Annotated in this window: 13 protein-coding genes and 3 pseudogenes; 5 read left to right on the forward strand and 11 right to left on the reverse strand. The window is 43.0% G+C overall.

The window, feature by feature from the left end; all coding sequences use genetic code 11:
* The first annotated feature begins 34 nt into the window (after positions 1 to 34).
* Complete coding sequence (locus tag CUJ86_RS10150; RefSeq protein ID WP_130647467.1) at positions 35 to 2,164, forward strand: DUF2206 domain-containing protein; 2,130 nt, start codon at positions 35 to 37, stop codon at positions 2,162 to 2,164.
* A 199-nt stretch (positions 2,165 to 2,363) separates the two neighbouring features.
* On the opposite strand, the pseudogene CUJ86_RS10155 reads toward CUJ86_RS10150, so the two are convergent.
* Positions 2,364 to 2,906, reverse strand: a pseudogene (locus tag CUJ86_RS10155) (IS1634 family transposase); the annotation flags it as partial.
* Positions 2,907 to 2,995: 89 nt separating this feature from the next.
* Between CUJ86_RS10155 and CUJ86_RS10160 the strand changes: the two are divergent.
* Both CUJ86_RS10160 and CUJ86_RS10165 read left to right on the forward strand, forming a co-directional pair.
* Positions 2,996 to 4,123, forward strand: a pseudogene (locus tag CUJ86_RS10160) (IS256 family transposase).
* 577 nt (positions 4,124 to 4,700) lie between these two features.
* A complete protein-coding gene (locus CUJ86_RS10165) occupies positions 4,701 to 5,735 on the forward strand; it encodes a glycosyltransferase family 2 protein (RefSeq protein WP_130647468.1) in 1,035 nt (344 codons plus the stop codon).
* A gap of 145 nt (positions 5,736 to 5,880) precedes the next feature.
* On the opposite strand, the pseudogene CUJ86_RS10170 reads toward CUJ86_RS10165, so the two are convergent.
* Both CUJ86_RS10170 and CUJ86_RS10175 read right to left on the reverse strand, forming a co-directional pair.
* Positions 5,881 to 7,496: pseudogene (locus tag CUJ86_RS10170) on the reverse strand (IS1634 family transposase).
* A gap of 60 nt (positions 7,497 to 7,556) precedes the next feature.
* Positions 7,557 to 9,125, reverse strand: a complete 1,569-nt coding sequence (locus CUJ86_RS10175) for an IS1634 family transposase (RefSeq protein WP_165394871.1) — start codon at positions 9,123 to 9,125, stop codon at positions 7,557 to 7,559.
* Between the two features lie 257 nt (positions 9,126 to 9,382).
* On the opposite strand from CUJ86_RS10175, the gene CUJ86_RS10180 reads away from it, so the two are divergent.
* Positions 9,383 to 10,561, forward strand: coding sequence for a TDP-N-acetylfucosamine:lipid II N-acetylfucosaminyltransferase (locus CUJ86_RS10180; RefSeq protein ID WP_130647470.1), 1,179 nt, complete (start codon positions 9,383 to 9,385; stop codon positions 10,559 to 10,561).
* Between the two features lie 102 nt (positions 10,562 to 10,663).
* Here the strand turns inward: CUJ86_RS10180 and CUJ86_RS10185 are convergent, their stop codons facing one another.
* Entirely contained in the window at positions 10,664 to 12,124 is a 1,461-nt protein-coding gene (locus CUJ86_RS10185) for a lipopolysaccharide biosynthesis protein (RefSeq protein ID WP_130647471.1), read from the reverse strand.
* Between the two features lie 377 nt (positions 12,125 to 12,501).
* Between CUJ86_RS10185 and CUJ86_RS10190 the strand changes: the two genes are divergently transcribed.
* Positions 12,502 to 13,161, forward strand: coding sequence for a NeuD/PglB/VioB family sugar acetyltransferase (locus CUJ86_RS10190; RefSeq protein ID WP_207231411.1), 660 nt, complete (start codon positions 12,502 to 12,504; stop codon positions 13,159 to 13,161).
* A 7-nt stretch (positions 13,162 to 13,168) separates the two neighbouring features.
* Here the strand turns inward: CUJ86_RS10190 and CUJ86_RS10195 are convergent, their stop codons facing one another.
* From CUJ86_RS10195 to CUJ86_RS10225, 7 genes are read right to left on the reverse strand one after another with little or no spacing between them, the layout of a single operon-like run.
* Positions 13,169 to 14,137 carry a transketolase family protein gene (locus CUJ86_RS10195; protein ID WP_130647472.1) on the reverse strand — a complete coding sequence of 323 codons (969 nt, stop codon included), beginning with the start codon at positions 14,135 to 14,137 and terminating at the stop codon, positions 13,169 to 13,171.
* On the reverse strand, positions 14,137 to 14,967 hold the full coding sequence (locus CUJ86_RS10200) for a transketolase (RefSeq protein ID WP_130647473.1): 831 nt from the start codon (positions 14,965 to 14,967) through the stop codon (positions 14,137 to 14,139). The genes CUJ86_RS10195 and CUJ86_RS10200 overlap by 1 nt, the downstream gene beginning before the upstream one ends.
* Positions 14,968 to 14,973: 6 nt before the next feature.
* Entirely contained in the window at positions 14,974 to 15,723 is a 750-nt protein-coding gene (locus tag CUJ86_RS10205) for an SDR family NAD(P)-dependent oxidoreductase (RefSeq protein WP_130647474.1), read from the reverse strand.
* Between the two features lies 1 nt (position 15,724).
* Positions 15,725 to 16,471, reverse strand: coding sequence for an SDR family oxidoreductase (locus tag CUJ86_RS10210; RefSeq protein ID WP_130647475.1), 747 nt, complete (start codon positions 16,469 to 16,471; stop codon positions 15,725 to 15,727).
* Positions 16,472 to 16,473: 2 nt separating this feature from the next.
* Positions 16,474 to 17,736, reverse strand: coding sequence for an acyl-CoA reductase (locus CUJ86_RS10215; protein WP_165394872.1), 1,263 nt, complete (start codon positions 17,734 to 17,736; stop codon positions 16,474 to 16,476).
* Positions 17,648 to 18,727 (reverse strand): LuxE/PaaK family acyltransferase, encoded by a 1,080-nt coding sequence (locus CUJ86_RS10220; RefSeq protein ID WP_130647477.1) that lies wholly within the window; start codon positions 18,725 to 18,727, stop codon positions 17,648 to 17,650. Before CUJ86_RS10220 ends, CUJ86_RS10215 begins: the two co-directional genes overlap by 89 nt.
* Positions 18,727 to 20,127, reverse strand: a complete 1,401-nt coding sequence (locus tag CUJ86_RS10225) for an AMP-binding protein (protein WP_130647478.1) — start codon at positions 20,125 to 20,127, stop codon at positions 18,727 to 18,729. Before CUJ86_RS10225 ends, CUJ86_RS10220 begins: the two co-directional genes overlap by 1 nt.
* Between the last annotated feature and the right edge of the window lie 16 nt (positions 20,128 to 20,143).

A 20,143-nucleotide genomic window follows, 5' to 3' on the forward strand; every position in this document is an offset into this window, starting at 1 on the left:
ACTGAGAGAGACTTATACATATTAGGATTTGGTTATGCCAAAACTTGAGTACAAACATTGGTATCTATTAGGTATACTTCCATTTATAGTTTTAACCAATCTATCTGTTGTACTAGATATCCCATATATAAGGTTCATTTTTGGCTTCTGCTTCCTAACTATTCTACCTGGTTTCTTAATTCTCCCCATTATAGATATTCAAAGAATCAACTTTCTCGAAAAATGTCTTTTAATTGTAGGAATCAGTATCGGATTTATACTTTTTTATGGGCTAGCCATCAATATTATTCTTATGTCAATGGGCTATATGCTGCCATTGTCTACAAACTCCATATTGATCACTTTCGATATTTTATACATTATTTTAATTTTGCTTGGCAGCAAAAATCAATACTACAAAGTTAATACCTGTAGTTTCCTGCAGTTCTCCCCAATTGAAAAGAGCATCCTTATATTTTTATTTGTTATACCAACTGCAATTTTTATATCTGTGTGTATTCTTAACGTGCAAGAGAATAACGTCCCCCTTCTGGGGTCACTCCTCTTGGTGCCAGTTTATTTATTGTTTCTTACAGTTCATAGAGATCGTGTGAATAGCAATATTTTCCCATTCTCGCTTTTAGTGCTATCATTCTCTTTATTATCGCTTTTCATGCTTCGATATCAGTTTATTTGGGGTGTTGATATCCAACGAGAGTATGGATTGTTCTTTTTAACTACTTATGATAATCTTTGCTGGACATATTTAGGGGGCAATCTTGGCACTGCTTTGAGTATTACTCTCCTCCCCACAGTTATTTACTCAATATGTCAAATAGATCATGTGGAATTATTATTTAAATTTATCTATGTTTTTGTATGTTCATTTTCACCCGTTGCAATATATTATACTATAAAAAGATATTTCGATCCTTTTTTAGCTTTTTGTGCAACCCTTTATTTTATCTTTCAATCAGGGTATCTACATGCAGCAGGATCTCCGAGAACGAACATTGCAGTCTTTTTTTGTGCATTAACTCTATATCTCCTAATCGATAATGATATTGAAAAGAAATTAAAAAAAACCCTGATATTGCTGTTTATCGCTGCAATTATAGTGTCTCATTATGCCACTGCATACATATTTTTCTTTATCCTAATTGTAGGGGTTCTTATAATAAATAGTATTCATGGGTTAAAATCTAGATCAAATTACATAGATTATAGTATAATCTTATTCTATTTTGTCTTGATCATATCGTGGACTTTTTTCTTATTCAAAGGACATGCTCTAACATCTGGAATAGAAATAATTATAGACTCGCTACTTGAATTTCTGACCGATAATGGACCGAATTTACAGACGACTGAAGCAAAAATGACATTTAATCCAGAATTTAAAAATGGATATTTAACTGCCGCTCACTGGATCACTGTGTGGAGCAGTTTTCTATTTATTGGATTGGGTACGCTATATAGTTTAACATCCTATATACAAAAACAACTTCATCTCTGGAGCGTTGGAAGGGAGGCGCCAGACACCAGATTACCTGAAATTGGGATAGAATATATCATATTTGGTGTAATCTCTGCTATTTTATTGGGTTTGTTTATATCATTGAAATCAATTTCTAATTCATATGACTCACCTAGACTTTTTTCCCTGACGGCAATAGTCTTGTCGCCGTTTTTAATTGTCGGTATAATGTACATCGTAAGATGCATCGTAAAAATGCGAGGTTCATTAAGTAAGACATATTTTGACATTAATAGAATCGCTGGCTACTGCGTTATAATTCTTATTATTAGCTACTCTCTTTTCACTCTTGGTTTACCCTATCAAATTGCAGGAATTCAACAAAGTCATCTGAGTCAAGATTCAATCGATTATATGCAGGTGAACATATACGAAGGTGAGAAATTCGCCGCAATATGGTTAAAAGAAAAGCATGATAAAAATACAAATATACTACGTCCAAAGTCCGGGCTCAAGGAATTATGGAGTGCAGGTAGATTTCCTCTAAATTCATTAAATACTAGGGACCATAATGATTCCTACATTTATTTCGGTAACTTTGAAATATCTGATGGATTCTATGATAATTATATTATAACTAATTTTCTTCATGAGCAGCATAAACTATTTTCTAATCAGAGGGCGGATATCCTTTATGATGTCCAGTGACCTGGGGGTGCAATCCTTTTCCTAAATCCATGAAAAAGTAGCGTAACGAATCTTCTATGAAACTGAATTGGCTCTGAATCCAACCTTGATCCGACATTCCGCACCAATATTTTATGAGTAGTAATTTTCGTATTCTACTCCAAGCAACCCCAGAATCTTCCTCAACTCCTCGTTCAGCCGACATTCCGCAGGTCCTCCTTCATGAGTAGTATTTTTCGTAATCTGCCCCAAGCAGCCCTAAAATCTTCATCAATTCTTCATTCAGGTTCGTCACTCGTTTTGTTCTCCTCCCATCCTCAACCACCACAAACTTCCGCACCCTCCGGAACCGGAAGAACATCCATTTCAGGGTGGGCTTCCGGGTCTGCTTTTTCGTCTGGCTGGTCACGGTCTCGACAGACTGTTCCAACTCTCTCCTCAACCGAAACTCGGTCATCGAATAAATGAACAGACAGAGCACCATGATCATCGCCAGTGCCTGGATGCGGGAGGTCTTCTTCAAGAAGACCTCTGCAACCCGGAACGATTTGTCCTTCAGGAACCGAAATCCTCTTTCAACCGCTCCCTGCCCTTTGTAGTTTGCGAGCAGTTCATCGGCAGAAATCCCTGTATCATTCGTTGCCAGCACAAATCTTCCGAGTTTCTGCCGTTCCGTTTCAACGGCTTCTGGATCGAGGTCGATCTCCGCGTCGATCCGGTAGGAAAGAACAACCGGTTCATCGTTCTTTGGCCTCCCGCGCTTCTTCTCCATTTTGATAGTGTAACGAATCTTCTGTAAAACTGAATTGGCCCTGAATCCAACCTAGATTTGCACAAAGGAGAAACAGGGCCATGGATCCCTTCGCGTTTATCGAAGATTATCTTTCCGATCAGGAGAACGGCATGAATACTCTCATCACCTTGTTCCTCAACCAGGCGATGCTCTAGGAGGCTCTCCAGCAGGCCGGAGCTGATTCATACGAGCGAACCGATGCGCGGAAGGCGCATCGAAACGGTTACAAGGACCGATCCCTCAAGACCCGGTATGGCAAGATGATCCTCCGGAAACCGCATTTCCGGGAGCTCTCGTTCGAGACGCAGGTCTTTGGGAGGTATGCCCGGGTAGAGCAGGCTCTGGTGAATGCAATCTTTGAGTCGTATCTCCAGGGGGCCTCGACGAGAAAGATCCAAGAGATCGTTGCCCATCTTTGCATCGAACACCTCTCCCCGGCTTCGGTTTCCCAGATGGCCAAGGACCTCGACGATCAGGTTCAGGCATTTCTCCTGCGGCCAATTGAGCAGGCAACCCCGTACCTTTTCGTGGATGCCTCCTACTACAAAGTACGGGACGGAGCACGGTACGTCACTAAGGCTGTCCTGGTAGTTGCTGGAGTGCGAGAAGATGGCTACCGGGAGATCCTGGGCGCAAGAATCGCGGATTGTGAGAATGAAGCGTTCTGGTCGGGAATCTTCGAGGACCTCAAAGAACGGGGACTTGCTGGGGTTCAATTGGTCGTCTCGGATGGCCATACCGGCATCCAGAAGGCGGCTGAGACCGCCTTCCTCAGCGCATCTTGGCAGATGTGCTCGGTCCACTGTACCCGGGCGGTACTGAGAAATATTCCCCCGAAACGCCAGAATGAGGTTGCAGAGGGTCTGAAGGAGGCGTATGGGAGTGAACAAAGACTTCAGGATCTCGCCGATGACCTGAATGCCCGGGGATACCGGAAAGTCGCCAACAACATCGAGCGATTCCTCCCCGGGCTTATGAGTTACACGGCATTCCCGAAACAGCACGGGAAGCGGATCCGAACCACCAACATGATGGAACGGGTCAACAAGGAGCTCAAACGGAGGATCAAGGTCTTAGGGGCATTCTTGGATGAGGAATCCCTTCCCCGGCTGGTTGGATCCATCCTGATGGACATCAACGAGGAGTGGGTCACCGGCAGAAGGTATTTGACGATGGAGAAGGAATGATCAGGCAAGGAGACAGGGCTCAGGCAAATTACAGAAGATCTGAGACGTTATCAAACCATCTCATGGTCATATCACCAAGCGCGGCTCAAAACACCCCAGAACGGTTCTCATCGAAGCGACCCATGTGATCGCCCGAGGAGGCCCCAGATTCCTGAAGGAATTCTTCCAGAGAATTCGACGGAAGAAAGGGTACAAGATTGCAATCGTCGCTCTTGCCAGAAAACTCCTGACCATTATTCATTATCTGCTCACGCAGCAGGAGTTCTTTGAGAGCGAGGAGAAACCATAGGGAAATAGCTGGTTACCTAAACCGATGCCGGTTCAACAGTACGATGTGCAACAAATGATTGAGACTCTCATCGATGATGGATACGTGGTGAGGAACCTGAGAGAACCAGGGTAGGAGAAAGGAACGGCACGCCGGAACCGGATTAGGACGAGCAGATGCTTTGTAACAACGGCGAAAACACCGGGAATGTTATTCACACCATAGCATTCGTTACGTTACCGACCATTATAATAACTATAGCGTGCAAATTATAATCGTGTCCCTGAGTTATCTGGAGTAGATTAGCACATGCTTAATGAAAATATGCCCAACTACTTAGAGAACTTAGATAATGTTCCAAAAAAAGAGTTTGAGGGGAAAAACTCTTCACTGGCAATGAATAGTTGTGTGAGTGTTATAATTCCAACGTATAACAGAGGAAATAGAATAACAAACGCAATTGATAGTGTATTAAATCAAACATATCGAAATATTGAATTAATCATTGTAGATGATGGATCTACTGATAATACTGAAGATATCGTAAGTATGTATATAAATAAGGACGAAAGGGTCAAATATATAAAGCATGAATACAACAAAGGAGGATCTTCTGCGAGAAATACAGGAATTAAACATTCCTATGGTCAATATGTTTGCTTTCTAGATTCAGATGATAAGTGGCTCCCATCAAAGTTAGAATGCCAACTCATACACCTGGGCCGAAAAGGCAGCGATTATGCCGCAATTTATTGCGAAGCAGTAAACAATAAAAAAGCTCTTACGAGCGTACTTTTTGAATTTTCGCGTAGAAAATTGCCCCGAGAAGGCGGTTTTGAATTAATAAAGAGTGTATTTCTAAATAACGTAAGACATACTGGTTCAACCCTTCTTATTCATAGGGATGCAATATTGGCAATGGGTGGATTCGATGAAACCTTTAAAAGACACCAAGATCGGGAGTTCTTAATTACTTTCCTGAGGGACCAGAAACTAGCATACCTAGATCAACCACTTGTTATTCTAGATAAGGGTGAAAGGGACTTATCTCCTGAAGTACTTATAGAGGTTAAACAAAAATTTTTTAAAAAATTTGAACGTGAGATAGACTATTTTGAAATGAATGGCGTGCCCATATCACTTTTACAATACTTAGAATTGTCTGGATTTTGCTTTAAAAAAGACAATGCAAAGTTGGGGATGCAGTATTTCTTAAAGTCTTTTGATTATATTTGGAATATCAAAAAAGAGTATCTCAATTTGGTATTTCTTAGTTATATTATTACACCATTTAGTTTAATTACTTATCTAAAGAGATGTGTGACTCTAAAATCACGTAACTGATCTGGGCTGGCGTTAAGCCAAAGTTTATTGCGACATTCTAGTCTTTGAGCTCACATTCCGCAGATCTTTGATCACAAATAGTAATTTTCGTACTCCTTCCCAAGCAACCGGAGTATCTTCCACCCGATATTCCGCAGATCCTCCTTCATGAGTAGTATTTTTCGTACTCTGCCCCAAGCAGCCCTAAAATCTTCATCAATTCTTCATTCAGGTTCTTCACTCGTTTCATTCTCCTCCCATCCTCAACCACCACAAACTCCCGCACCCTCCGAAACCGGAAGAACATCCATTTCAGGGTGGACTTCTGGGTCTGCTTCTTCGTCTGGCTGGTCACCGACTCTCCGGTTCGTTCCAGTTCCCTCCTCAACCGAAACTCGGTCATCGAGTAGATAAACAGACAGAGCACCATGATCATCGCCAGTGCCTGAATGCGGGAAGTCTTCTTCAAGAAGACCTCTGCAACCCGGAACGATTTGTCCTTCAGGAACCGGAATCCTCTTTCAACCGCTCCCTGCCCTTTGTAGTTTGCGAGCAGTTCATCGGCAGAAATCCCTGTATCATTCGTTGCCAGCACAAATCTTCCGAGTTTCTGCCGTTCCGTTTCAACGGCTTCTGGATCGAGTTCGATCTCCGCGTCGATCCGGTAGGAGAGAACAACCGGTTCATCGTTTTTGGCCTCCCACGCTTCTTCTCCATTTTTCGGGAGACTGCGGTGATATCGAGGGAGTTGAACCGGAATCCTGGGTGATCCTCCAGCCACTTTTCAGCTGCGATCCGGGCATCCGGTCCACAGACGAACTCGCGTGCACCGAGTTTTCGAAGGGCGGTCTTCGCCTTCGCCAGATCCTTCTCCAGATTCTTCTCAAAGGTCTTCTCCTGGCGTGTATGCATCTCTGCGGAGTGATAAAGAACCCATTTCTGCTGGATCCCGGCGTATTCGCTAAAATGCTCGGAGTATCCGTATCGTTCGTCGGTGCAGGGAGAGAATGAACACTCAGAATGGATCAGGGTGCGTGTTTCGGTGATCGTCACCGGTACCCGGCTGATCCAGAACAGATGCTGCCCCATGTTCTGCAGATTTTTTGCCGCGTAAAACGCAGAATCGGCCACATGATAGACCTTTTCATCGGATCTCAGATTCTCCTTGAGATTCTCGATGATCGTCATGATCGTTTCTTTGTCTGATTCATTCCCGGAGAAAGTCTGGAGAAAGAGGGGTACACCGTACTGGTTTGAGGCCATGCCGAGGACGAACCGCTTGAGATCCCACTGGCCATCCTTTGGATGGCCGTAGGTGATCTCGATCTCTCCGACATTGAAGTCGGGTTCGTACGCCCCGGTGACACTGAAGTTGGTGGTATCGATATGGATGCAATGTGAGCCGAATTCGGTCGGAAGGAGGCATTGTGCAACGATCTCGTTGAAGAGTTCGGTGGGACCGTAGGCGGTGATCGCATCGAGGGTTCGGCCAAGCACATCGTCGTTGAGGTGTTCGCGGGTGATACCATCGCCGAGGAGGCGTTCAACGGCGATATCATCGAAGAATTCTGGGAACAGGTAGAGACGGCGTTCAATGAACCCGAGACCGTTGAGCACCATTGCCTTGACTGCCTGGGAGTGACTGAGGTTGTGATGACGGGTCTTTGGGATGGCGGTATCGATCACAGCGGCGATCTGGAGAGAGTCATAGGCTCCGGCGACAACGCCAAGGTGGCCGATGGAGAGGATTGAGGTGTCATCGAAACCGTCGACAAGGGGCATACTGCAAGGTATTTCCTGAAAGTACAAAGATCTTGCGGTTTTGAGAATTCGGAAAGAGGATTATCTTACTGCGGATGATGGGGTAACAAGCACTTTTACACCATCTATTGCCCTGAAACTCAGTTCCATAACTCCCCGAAAGAGGAAGAAGGTCCATTTCAGGGTTGGGTTCTGGTTCTGCTTCTTCGTCTGTCCGGTCACCGTTTCGCTGGCGTTCTGCAGTCCCCTGCGCAGCCGAAACTCTGTCATTGCATAGATAAATAGGCAGATCACCATGGTAATCACCAGTGCATGGATCCGGGACGGCTTCTTCAGAAAGATCTCCGCCACCCTGAACGAGGGATCCTTGAGAAATCGGAACCCCCGCTCCACCGCGCCCTGCTGCTTGTAGTTCTTCAGGAGTTCGTCGGGGGAGAGATCCCGATCATTCGTTGCCAGGATAAACTGCCCGAGTTTCTGCCGCTTCTCTTCAACAGCACAGGGGTCGTGCTCAATCTCTGCAACGACCGTATAGGCCAACTCCACCGGCTCATCTGCCTTCGGTCTACCCCGTTTCTTCTCTTTCTTCCGGGTGATTACTCTGATGTCCAGGGAAGTGAAGCAGAACTGCGGGTGCTCCTGCAGCCACTTCTCGGCGGCTATGCGGGCGTCCGGCTCGCAGGCGAACTCCCGTGCACCAAGTTTCCGCAGCGATGTTTCGGCCTGTTTCTTGTCTGTCTCCAGCCGTTTTTCAAACGTTTTCTCCTGCCGTTCCTGCATTGGTACCGAGTGATACACCACCCACTTCTGAGGGATGCCGGCATATTCGGATGCATGCTCCGCATATTGGTAGCGCTCGTCCGCGCATGGCTGCAGATCAAGGTCTGCGACGACAAGATCTTTCACCTCGTTCAGGGTCGCCGGCACCCGACTGATCCAAGAAGGTATGGGTGCCAAGGGCGGTGACATTCTCGGCGGTATAGAACGCGGCATCAGCGATATGGTAGACCTTGCCCGGATACTGCAGGTTTTCGGTGAGCTGGGTGATGATCGCATCAGAGTTTTCTTATCCGACTCGTTCCCGGAGAAAGCCTGCAAGAAGAGGGGAATGCCATGCTGATCGGTTGCAGTCCCGAGAACGAACTGCTTGAGGTCCCACCGGCCGTCCTTGGGACGGCCGTGGGTGAGGGTGATATCACGGGAATCGAAATCAACGTCATAGTCGCCGCTGACGCTGAAAGCTGTGGTATCCACATGGAGGCAGTGCGTACCGTAATCGCTGGCAAGCAGGCACTCCACAACGATTTCGTTGAAGAGTTCGGTCGGGCCAAATAAGGCGATCGCGTCGAGCGTCCTGCCCAGGACGTCATCGTTAAGATGGTCGGTGGTCACGCCTTCGCCAAGAAGACGTTCAATGGCGATATCCGAGAAGAAGGCCGGGTAAAGATAGAGGCGCGGTTCTACGAACCCGAGACCGTTGAGCACCACGGCCTTGACGATATCTCCATGGGTGAGATGATACTGCCGCGTTTTGGGGATGGCACGGTCGATAACCGGGGCGATGCCAAGGGTGTCGAAGGCACCGGCAACGAGCCCGAGATGGCCGATCGAGATGTTGGAGCCTTCGATGAAGTCAGCAGAGGAGGGCACAGCAGAGGTTTTTCCTGAAAGTACAAGGATATTGCGGTTTGATAATTCTGGGAATTGGGGTGCTCCTGCGAAAGGTTGGGTTATAAAAATAAAGGGCAAGATACACTAAGAATTAATCTCAACTAACACCCTTAAATAATTGGAATATAGTACCTTAAGGTGGTGGAGCACAGGGAGCAATAGCATTAAATGAGGTACAGAGTAAAGAGGACCTTTATAGACGCGTATTGCAGTGAATCCTAAATGAGTTGTGAATTATGATTAAAAACATTAGTATTCTTCATCTTGTCTCTGATGAAAAGTTTATCGATATTGCATATAAGAATTTTGAATCTGTTGCGCCCTCATGCAATACGTTCTTCGTTCCTTCATGGGATAAAAAACTGAAATATATTAAGAATACACCTGTGAAATTTATTAATCCTTTCTCATTTAAAAATCCCTTCTTTATGAAGTCGTTGGAGAAATATGATTTCATTATGCTCCACTCGCTCAACACATTTAATCAAAGACTGTTAGCAAATGCCAATCCGAATCTAACATTTGTATGGATCGGATATGGCTATGATTACTATAATCTTATTTATGAAGACCGCAATTGGCTGTACCAGGAGCAAACTAAGGCAATAATTGGAGAGTTAGACTCTAATCAAAATTCATTACTTACTATATCTAAGCAGCGTATTCTTAGGCCAATAGGTCGAAAGATATTTTATAACTACTTTGATAAAAAAGCGATAGTAGAGAAGATCAACTTTTTCGCCCCTGTTTTAGAAAATGAATATAATATAGTTGCTTCAATATTTGGCTCTTCTTTTCCAGAATACGTTGCCTGGAACTATGGTTCTCCGGCAGCTTTCTTTAATAATGAAAGAAAGAGTCATTGTAATCCAAATGGCAACAATATACTCATAGGGAACAGTGCTAAACCCACAAATAATCATATAGAGGTTTTTGACCTCCTAAGAACCCGAAACATAGGCAACAGAAAAATTATTTGCCCATTGAGTTATGGTAATTCTGACTATGCTAGTGTTATAAAAAATAGAGGGAAATCTTATTTTGGGGAAAGTTTTTTGGATTTGGATACTTTCATGCCATATGAAGAGTATACCGAGCTGATTGGTACCTGTTCCAATGTGATAATGAATCATCACCGACAACAAGCTGTTGGCAATATCGTAGTGATGCTGGCATTGGGAGCAAATGTTTTTTTAAATAAAATAAACCCCCTATATTCTTTTTTAAAAGAAAAAGGTGCAGTTATTTTTTCAATCGATGAATTATTTGATTCCCCTGATTTACTAGATTCACATTTATCTGAAGTCGATATTGAACATAATCGGCAGATTTTATTGTCACTGTATGGCCAAAAAGTGGTACTAAATAAGATAGAAAAATTAATAAATAAAGTGATATCTTCCACGGAAAAGTAGCTACCCAAATCGAAAAGGTATCGGGGTGATCTCCAACTCACTCAGATCCTGTCATTTATCTTTACCCGTTGTGGTCGCCTTCGTGCTTAAATAGAACTATTTCTAGCACGACCCTTTTCTTCCTGGCACGTATTCTTTCACCGTATTCATCATGTATGTTAATGACTCCAACTTCAACAACCACGCAAGTCCCACATATACGCCAACTCCAACCATGATCTGTAAAATAAGCGTGGCCCAAATCGACAATCCCAGAAACTGAATACTGTATACAATCCCACACATTACCAGAGAGAGCGTAAGGGCTGGCATGAGATCTTTCCACAGCTCGGTGAAACTATAGTCTAGCAGTTTTTTGTTGGGATATGCATTGATGAGTGTTCCGATTACTCCCGTCACAACCATTCCCAGAGCCATGGCATAGATACCGATCGGGATAGTAACCGCAAGCACGGACAACCCGATAACTTTCTTCACGATTTCAAGCTTCAGGAAGACGTCACTGCGCCCAAGGGCATTGATTGCCTGAAGATTTGCTGTATGGATCGGCCAGAGTGCATACACTGCACAGAATATCTGGAGAAATGGAACACACATGAGCCATTTTTCTGTTAACAGCAGTTCGATCAGGGGCTCTGCAATGGCTGCAAGACCAGCCATTGCAGGGAAGACTAGGAATGAACTGGTGACCAATGATCTGCGCACAATTTGTTTTACCAGGGGTCTGTTGTCCTGGTTTCTGGAGTATGCAGGAAACATCACTGCCTGAATCGAACTGTTGATGTTTGATACAAGTACTTTCGGGAACTCCTGCCCTTTTGTGTAGTACCCGAGCATGCTTGCAGGATAGAGTCTCCCGATAACCAGAGAACTGATGTTATTGTATGTTACGTCTATAAGGCCTGATACCAGGAGTTTCCAGCCAAATGAGAATAATTCTTTTACCCGTGTAAGTGAGAAGAGGAGTTTTGGTCTCCATTGTACAGTGAACCACATAATGGTGCAGAGTGCTATGATCGATGTCAGTTGTTGGCCGACAAGTGCCCAGACGCCGTATCCTGCGTGGGCCATGGCAACTCCTACGCCTCCCGAGAGGAGGACTGCACCAAGGCTGCTGATGAAGAGTTTTCTGAACTGAAAGTTTCTTGCGATGACTGCGTTCTGGATGGAGTTTATGGCTCCGAAGAAGAGCGTGAGACCCAGTACGCGGAGGACCGGGGATATTAATGGCTGGTTATAGAATGCCGCAATGAAGGGAGATGCCAGGAAGAGGATGCAGTAGAATACGATTGCAACCCCAAGAGTGAGGTAGAATACAGACGAGTAATCTTCATCTGTTACTTCTTTTTTCTGGATGAGGGCTGTTCCAAGCCCGCTTTGCACAAATGTCTGAGAGATTGAGATGAATACTATAATCAGTGCGATTACGCCAAAGTCTTCGGGGAGGAGCAGGCGTGCGAGGATAATCTGTACAATGAATTGTACTCCGGTTACTCCTCCTCGCTCCAGAAGTTTCCAGAAGAGGGATGTGAGTACGCTGGTTTTGAGATTATCTTCTGGCATGCACGAGTGGGATTTTATTGGGTTCGTTTCTATTTGAGGTTACGGTTTTGAGTCTTTCACCCCTTGTTAGAATATTTCGGCTACCAAGACCCTATCAGAGGTCAGAATGGGGTAAGGGTCTTTGCCTAGGTAATCGTCACGTAGTGAATGGACTGAGAGGCGCATCCGGCGAAACGGCGGGGTTATGACAACTTGACGAGTTTCGAGTGGGTGTCTCCCTCCCGGTGAAGATATTTTAGGACAACCCCTATGTTTCATAGGACATGGTTTTTTTATGCAGTTTAAGAATTAATTATCTATTTCTTATTTTATTTTTACTCGCCAATGCGCCTCTCCTCTCTTCAACATCCTCAAGTATGAAAACAACATAAGAGTAAATGATGATACTTGGGATTTATGGAACAGGGGGCCTTGGTAGAGAAGTCTTGGAACTCGCTAAACAAATTAATAATGTACAACACAGGTGGAATCAGATATTCTTTATTGATGATTTTAGAGATGAGAAGAATTTTCAAAATTGTCAAGTTACTTCATTTCAGGAACTAAAACAGATTAACAATCACGATGACATCGAAATTATCGTCGCAGTGGGTGAACCTAAAAATAGAAAGATGTTAGCTGAAACACTTCAAACTGAGGGATATAAATTTGCAACACTTATCCACCCCAACGTCCACATCCCTGCGTCAACAGAAATAGGCGGTGGTACAGTGATTTGCGCTCAAGCCATAATATCTTGCGATGTTGTAATTGGGAAGAATGTTTATATTCAGCCCAATGCGTTAGTTGGTCATAACACGGTTATCGCAGACAACACGATTATTTCTGGCTTAGTACATGTTGCAGGGTCGTGCCACATAGGCCATGAATCGTATATTGGAATGAATGCTTGTGTAAAAGAAGGTCTAAAGATAGGCAACGAGGTTATTATCGGTATAGCTTCAGTCGTTGTTCGTGAGATTCCTGATACAGTAATTGCATTAGGAAATCCGGCAAGACCTATGAAAACCAATGAAGACAAAAAAGTGTTTAAATAATAGTATATTAGACAACATACATATCAAATATCTTTTCCGCAATTCCCTTCGCAGTCAAACCATAATGTTCTAGCATCCATTTGTATTCACCGGCTTTCCCAAATGTATCAGGAACACCGATAAACAACTGTGGCGGGGCACTATGCAGTGTTGTCTTATATTCGGCAACTGCTCCACCCAACCCACCAACAACACTGTGTTCTTCCACAGTTATGATCAGTTTTTTGGAAACAGCGCGATCAATCACTGATGTATCAAGTGGTTTAATAGTATGCATATCAACAACCTCAGCCTCAATATCGTGTTCTGCAAGATACTCAGCGGCACACAGGCTCTCATACACCATAGTTCCGGTCGCAATAATCGTCATGTCATCACCCTCACGAAGGGTAACTGCCCTGCCGATTTCAAATTCATAATTTTCTTTGTAGACAATTGGAAGATTCATTCCACCTGTAAGACGAATGTATACGGGTCTAGCATACTCAACAGCAGCATTGACAGTTTTTATGATCTCTGCACCATCTGCGGGTGATAGTAAAGTCATGTTTGGAACAGCACGCATTAATGCCATGTCTTCAATTCCATAATGCGTGTTTCCAAACATACCCATTTCAAAACCGCTCCCAACACCAACCAGAATTATCGGGAACTGCATATATCCCATATTCAGCCGAATCTGCTCATAACTTCGCATGGCAAGGAAATTGGAAAATGTTGTTGCAAACACACAATTTCCTTCTTTCGCCATTCCCGCTGCAACACCGACCATGTTTGATTCTGCAATACCCAGATTATAGAATTTGTTAGGATGCACATTCATGAATCTTCCAAGACCGGAAGTATTGCCTAGGTCTGCACTCAGAACAACTAAATCTTCTTTGGAGGAGGCTAAATCAAGAAGAGCAGACCCCAATGTTCCGCGTGAACCGAGTTTTGACCAAGTTCTGACATTCTTTGATGATATATCAAGCATTACTTTGCCTCCAATTCAGATAACGCAAGTTCATACTGTTCACTTGAGAGGTGATTATGATGCCATGAATTATTGTTTTCCATGAAAGAGACTCCGTGACCTTTTATGGTATGAGCAAGAATGACAGTTGGTTTTCGTTCCTGTTTTATTGCATGAAAGGCATTGTACAAACTCTCAATATCATGACCATCTGCTTCAATTACATTCCACCCAAATGAACTCCATTTTTCGCGGAAATTGCCCATATTGAGAATTTTAGCAGATTGACCATCACTTTGCATACCATTTAAATCTACAATAGCGATCAGGTTATCAAGTCTAAAATGAGATGCGGACATTGCAGTTTCCCAGATTGTTCCTTCATTACATTCACCATCTCCAAGTAAAACATAGGTCTTGTATTTATCCCCATTCTTCTTTGCGGAAAGAGCTATCCCTTCTCCGACAGACAGTGCATTGCCTAAACTCCCGCTGGAAACTTCGATACCAAGTGATAGATTCATTGAAGGCTGCCCCGGCAGGTCGCCTCCATTTTTCTGGTAAGTGAAAAGTAACTCTTCTGAAAAAAATCCAGTGTCGCATAATGCTGCATATAATGCAAGCGCCCCATGACCTTTTCCAATAAGAAAACGATCTCTCTCCTGCGATACTGGGTTTTTTGGATTAAGATTCATCACGTCACCATAGAGAACAGCTATAATTTCATTACATGATAACGCGGGAGCGATATGAGCACCATTATTGCCAACCTGATAAGCAAGTTTGATGATATTCAGGCGCATGCGTTTTGACATTGCATTTAAGTCGTTTAATCTAGCTTGAGGCTGCATGACCAGTCATCTCCTTAATCCACCGTCAACACGAATAACCTGACCCGTTATATAACTTGATAAATCGGATGCTAAGAATAAGGCAGTGTTTGCAATATCCATTGGTTTTCCCATCCTGTGCAACATTGTCTTCGAAACAGTCTCTGCAATAACCGCGTCAGACATACTTTCGGCGACCATATCTGTACTTGTTATCCCAGGAGCGATACAGTTTGCACGGATTCCCTTTTCTCCAAGTTCTGCTGCTATTGTTTTGGTAGAACAGAGCAGTGCTGCTTTACTTGCACCATAAACTCCACGCCCAGGATTCGAATCAATTGCTGCAGATGAAGATAGATTAACAATGTTCCCTCCACCATATTTTACCATCATTTTTACAATATACTGGGTCAATATAAGAGGTGCAAAGTAATTTATCTGAAATACTTCATGCGTTTTTTCCAGTGATGTCATCTGAAACAAAGCATTATAGGTTATCCCTGCGTTATTCACCAAAATATCAACTTGTTGTTTTGATGAGATAATAGCCTTAGCAGCATTTTTGATCTGTTCCATGTCTGCGAAATCAACATAGATGGGGGTGATAGTCACTTCATATTTTTTAGAGAGGGAGGTAATAAGATTAGTAAATTCATCATTTTCTTTTCTAACGAGAGCCCATATATCTGCACCATTCTCTGCGAAGGTTTCAAGGATTGCTTTCCCAATACCTCGATTACATCCGGTAATTACTGCCGTTTTTCCTTTTAATAGCACATTAACACCCTATTCCACCATCAATGCGTATTACCTGCCCTGTGACGTATTCTGACAAATCACTGCCAAGATAAAGGAGAACTTTGGCAACTTCTTCTTTTGTTCCAAGTCTGGGTATTGATGCAGGAGCAATTAATTCAGTTTTAATTTCATCAGAGAGGGAGCGTGTCATATCGGTATCAATAACTCCTGGTGCAACTGCATTTACACGAATGCCCGATGAACCGAGTTCCAATGCCATAGTCTTTGTAGCCCCGATGAGAGCTGCTTTCGCTGCGGAATAGGCAATTTGGCCGGCATTTCCATCAATTCCGGCGATAGATGAAATGTTAATGATACTGCCTGATTTCTGTTTAAGCATGACTCTTACAATGCTTTGCGTTATCAGCATCTGAGAAAAGAAATCTACTTCAAAAACATCCCGCATTTTTGCGATACTTGTCATCTGGAATAACGCATTGGAGGTCATTCCAGCGTTATTTACTAGAATATCAATAGGTTGCTTTGCAGAAAGTATTTTTTTCATACCTGATTTTATGGCATTTTCATCCATTAAATCAAAATATATTGGAGTGATGGATATATCATATTTTTTTGCGATTTTCTCTATATGTGAGGAAAATTCAACATCTTCGATCTGTGCACAGGCAAATATATTTGCTCTGTTTTCTGCAAACAGATCCATTGTTGTCCGCCCTATTCCCCGAAGGCAACCAGTAATTACCGCTGTTTTTCCTTTTAATAACATTTTTACCTCACGTCAATAATTCTTGATAGTGTTTTAATCAAATCATAACCGTCCCAGATGACATCAATATCCAGTGCCTGACCAATCGGGACAATGCGGTCAATTCCTTTCAACTGATTCTTTGTTACAAATTCAGATAACTCTGGCGGGGATAACCCATAGTAAACTAACGTCTGATATTTTTCATTCACGATGTGCGCTATCTCAGCCAAATCGTCACAGTGATACTGATAGAAATACCCACAGATCCCTCTGAAATTATCTACTGTATCAGGAAGTTCAGTTAAATCAGCAATATACAGGATATTCCCGTAGCGTGAAACAGCAGAGACATACTTATTTTCAATAGCTTCAGAACAAAGCTTCGTGTACTTGTCAACTGCCGAGACCGGCTGGAGATCATACTTTCTTGATGCAAAATCTGCAACTGCATTCCAGAACTTTTTCTGTGCTTCCTTGCAGGCATCACCCCTCCACACAATCAACTGTGGAGAGGAGCATGCATTTTGGTCCATCAGATAGGTATCATTGTAGAAAGCATTGGCAAGTCTCTTAATCTCTTTTGTATCTGCATCCATCACCGCATCACTGTCAATTACTGCACAAGAATACCGGTCAGAGAAGGCAATATCTACACCTCGCGAAGGAAGTGCAAACTTTCTGATGTATGCGATTGTTCCATCCCCTCCCCAGATAATCCTTCCCTGTGCAATTGATGAAAAATATGCTGTGATCTCATCTTCATGCCCATATTTCACAAATGCGGTGGAGGCATGAATGTCACCGTATTTTTCATCGGTGATGAGTATTTTTACTGCATTGCAGACAATGTCAGTCTGAGGAGAAGTTTTTGATGGAACCCGCACGATGTTTCCATTCCCTGCTAAAAGACCAAAGACGTAGGAAAATGCAAAATTGATGGGGACATTTGATGGAGAAATGTGAAATATGATGCCACGTCCAAGCCGAATCTTCCTATCAACAAAAGATTCTTTCTTTTTCAAAATATTTGCCTTACGACAGAAATATGCGAAGGATGCAATATCTGGATATTGTGTGGCAGATTTATCCTTCAGTAATGTCTGAGATAAATCACTTAGAAAACTGCATACCACATCAGAATACGGTTCAAACACTCTGTATTCGGGAATTTTGTCTCCTACGAGCCAGGTAATATTATCGTTTTTCATAGGTGTCACTGCATCCCCGTAGCTCTGTATTTTTAATTCTCCCATGGATAATAAATGTCTTACCGCGTCGTCCACAGGGGCAGTCATCCTCGCCGGTAAGTTCACCAATATCTTCGGTTAAAATGCTGTGTCCGGGATAACTTTCCGGTAACAGTGAAATCAACTGCACAAGTCCTCTCTCTTCAACTCCACATGCTGAAAAATCATCAGGATTTCTGATAATCACATCAGAGTAGTTTGAAGCATGAAGCCGTCCGCACTCGCACTCCATAAAGATGGAGCCTGTCTGTTCAACCATCCCGTAATAATTCAGAACAGTAATGTTTCCGCAACGGCTTATGAGTGATTTTTTAAATGTCTCATTATCCACCTGTTGGTCAATAAGTTTCTTCCATCCGCCGCCATGGATCAAAACCGCACCGTCTAAAGGCAGTTTTACATCCAACCGCTCAAGAGCCTTGAAAAAATGCTCCCAGATAATTGAGGTGAACCCAAACAGCAGTACTGGTTCGTTTGGATATTTCGCCAGAAATGCATTAACTGAATCAAGGTCAAGGTTCATCTCCTCATCAAGAGCATACGTGGCTCCTCTGCCAACCATAGAAAAACCAATAATTCCCGCACCACGGGCAGAAAACATATTTCTGTCTTTTAAAGCAGATTTGGAATCTATAATCAACATTGGTCTGCGTTGACTTCCCAAGAACTCAGAACAGATTTTTGCAAGAACCTTTGTCTGATTGGTTGACGTAGTTCTGTCAAGATAAATTTTTGAAACTTTCTGACCAGTAGTCCCTGATGATGTCATCGTTTTTACAATTTCTTCGTGTGGGACATTCAGCAAATTAAAGTCCTTGAACAATCTGACTGGAAGAAAAGGATAGTCTTCTTTCTTATGTGACACATTAGGATAAAAATTCAGAATCTGTAATATTCGTTTATAATAGTCGCAGTTATCATAACTGTTCTTCGTCAGTTCAAAAAGAGATTTGGCATACAACTCACTCTTCTCATCTTTGCTCAGTGAGAACGGAGCCGCTGATAATAACTCATCAACCGCAGACACTACATCTCCTCCAGATTCGCATATAAAATTTTACCTGATTCGTTTCTTGGAATTGATTCGATGTACACTGAGGTAAATGCCGCAGGATTCAGGCCGGTTTTTCCACTGACAAAATGCTTTACATTTTCCAATTGACGTTTATCCGTGACAAATATTTTCATGTGGTCATCAACGCCACCAACTGCACAGTCATAGCCCTTTGATTTTAGCAGACCTTCTACTTCATCGAGATTCACACGGTTGCCAAATATCTTTAGGAATCGTTTTTTGCGACCGACGATATAAAAAAATCCCTCCTCATCAAACTCCGCCATGTCACCAGTTTGCAAAACACCATAATTTTCATCACCCTTTGCCAAATCTTCAATCGACTCTGCATAGCCAAGGGTGACATTGTCTCCTTCATATTCCAACTCGCCAGTAACATGTGGTGTTGTAATCTCCTCACCATTGGGATCAATCAGAGTAAACTTGCCGTGAGGAATTGCAATACCTATACTGCCTGCTTTTATAATTGCATATTCCCATGGAAGGTAAGACATGCGTGCAGTCGCTTCAGACTGCCCATACATGACAATGAATTTCTTTTCCTGCTTTGCACAGATTTCCGAAAATTCAAGTGAGAGTTCTTTGGAAAGTTTGCCCCCAGCCTGTGTCAGATATGTGAGAGACGGCAAATCCATTCTATCAAACCTGAGTTTTTTCAGCATTTCATAGGTATAGGGCACTCCACCGAATGTTGTTGCTTTCTGTTCTTTTAACAGAGACCAGAATGATTTGCTCATGAGAGACGCATCGGTCAGAATAACTGTTGCACCTGCTGCAAAGTGAGTGTGAAGAATAGAGAGACCGTAGGTGTAACTCAGAGGAAGTGTGGTTATCGCACGGTCGATTTCTGTGATGCTGAGGTATTCAATAATCGAATTGGTATTGCTCTCAATATTTTTGTAGGACTGACGGACGAGTTTTGGACTGCCTGTACTGCCAGATGTAGTTAAGAGAAGCGCAAGTTCATCATAAAGTTCATGCACGATATTGTATCTGGTTTTGTTGAGTTCGTAATTTCCATATGCATAACTGAGAGTTCCTTTTGCAAAATTTTTTGGAGCCCATACATAGGAAGGCTGATAAGTACGTTCCAGTTCAGTGTAAAGGGCTGTGTCAATATCAGGATTAATTAAAATAGGGACAATTTGCGCTCGTAAAAAACCGATATAACCTGCTACTGATTCAAAATTATTGTTGCAGACACAAAAAACGAGACATCTTTTTTCAATCGTTCCAGCGACTTTGTCTGCCACGGATAGCAATGTGTGATAAGAGATTTCAACTCCTGCATTAGTTATGAGGGCAGTTTTATTTCCATACTGATCAAGGGAGTTGAAAAAAGTAAATGTCATGGGCACTACCTGAATG

The sequence above is a fragment of the Methanofollis fontis genome (genome assembly GCF_004297185.1).
In the GTDB taxonomy this organism is placed as follows: Archaea; Halobacteriota; Methanomicrobia; order Methanomicrobiales; family Methanofollaceae; genus Methanofollis; species Methanofollis fontis.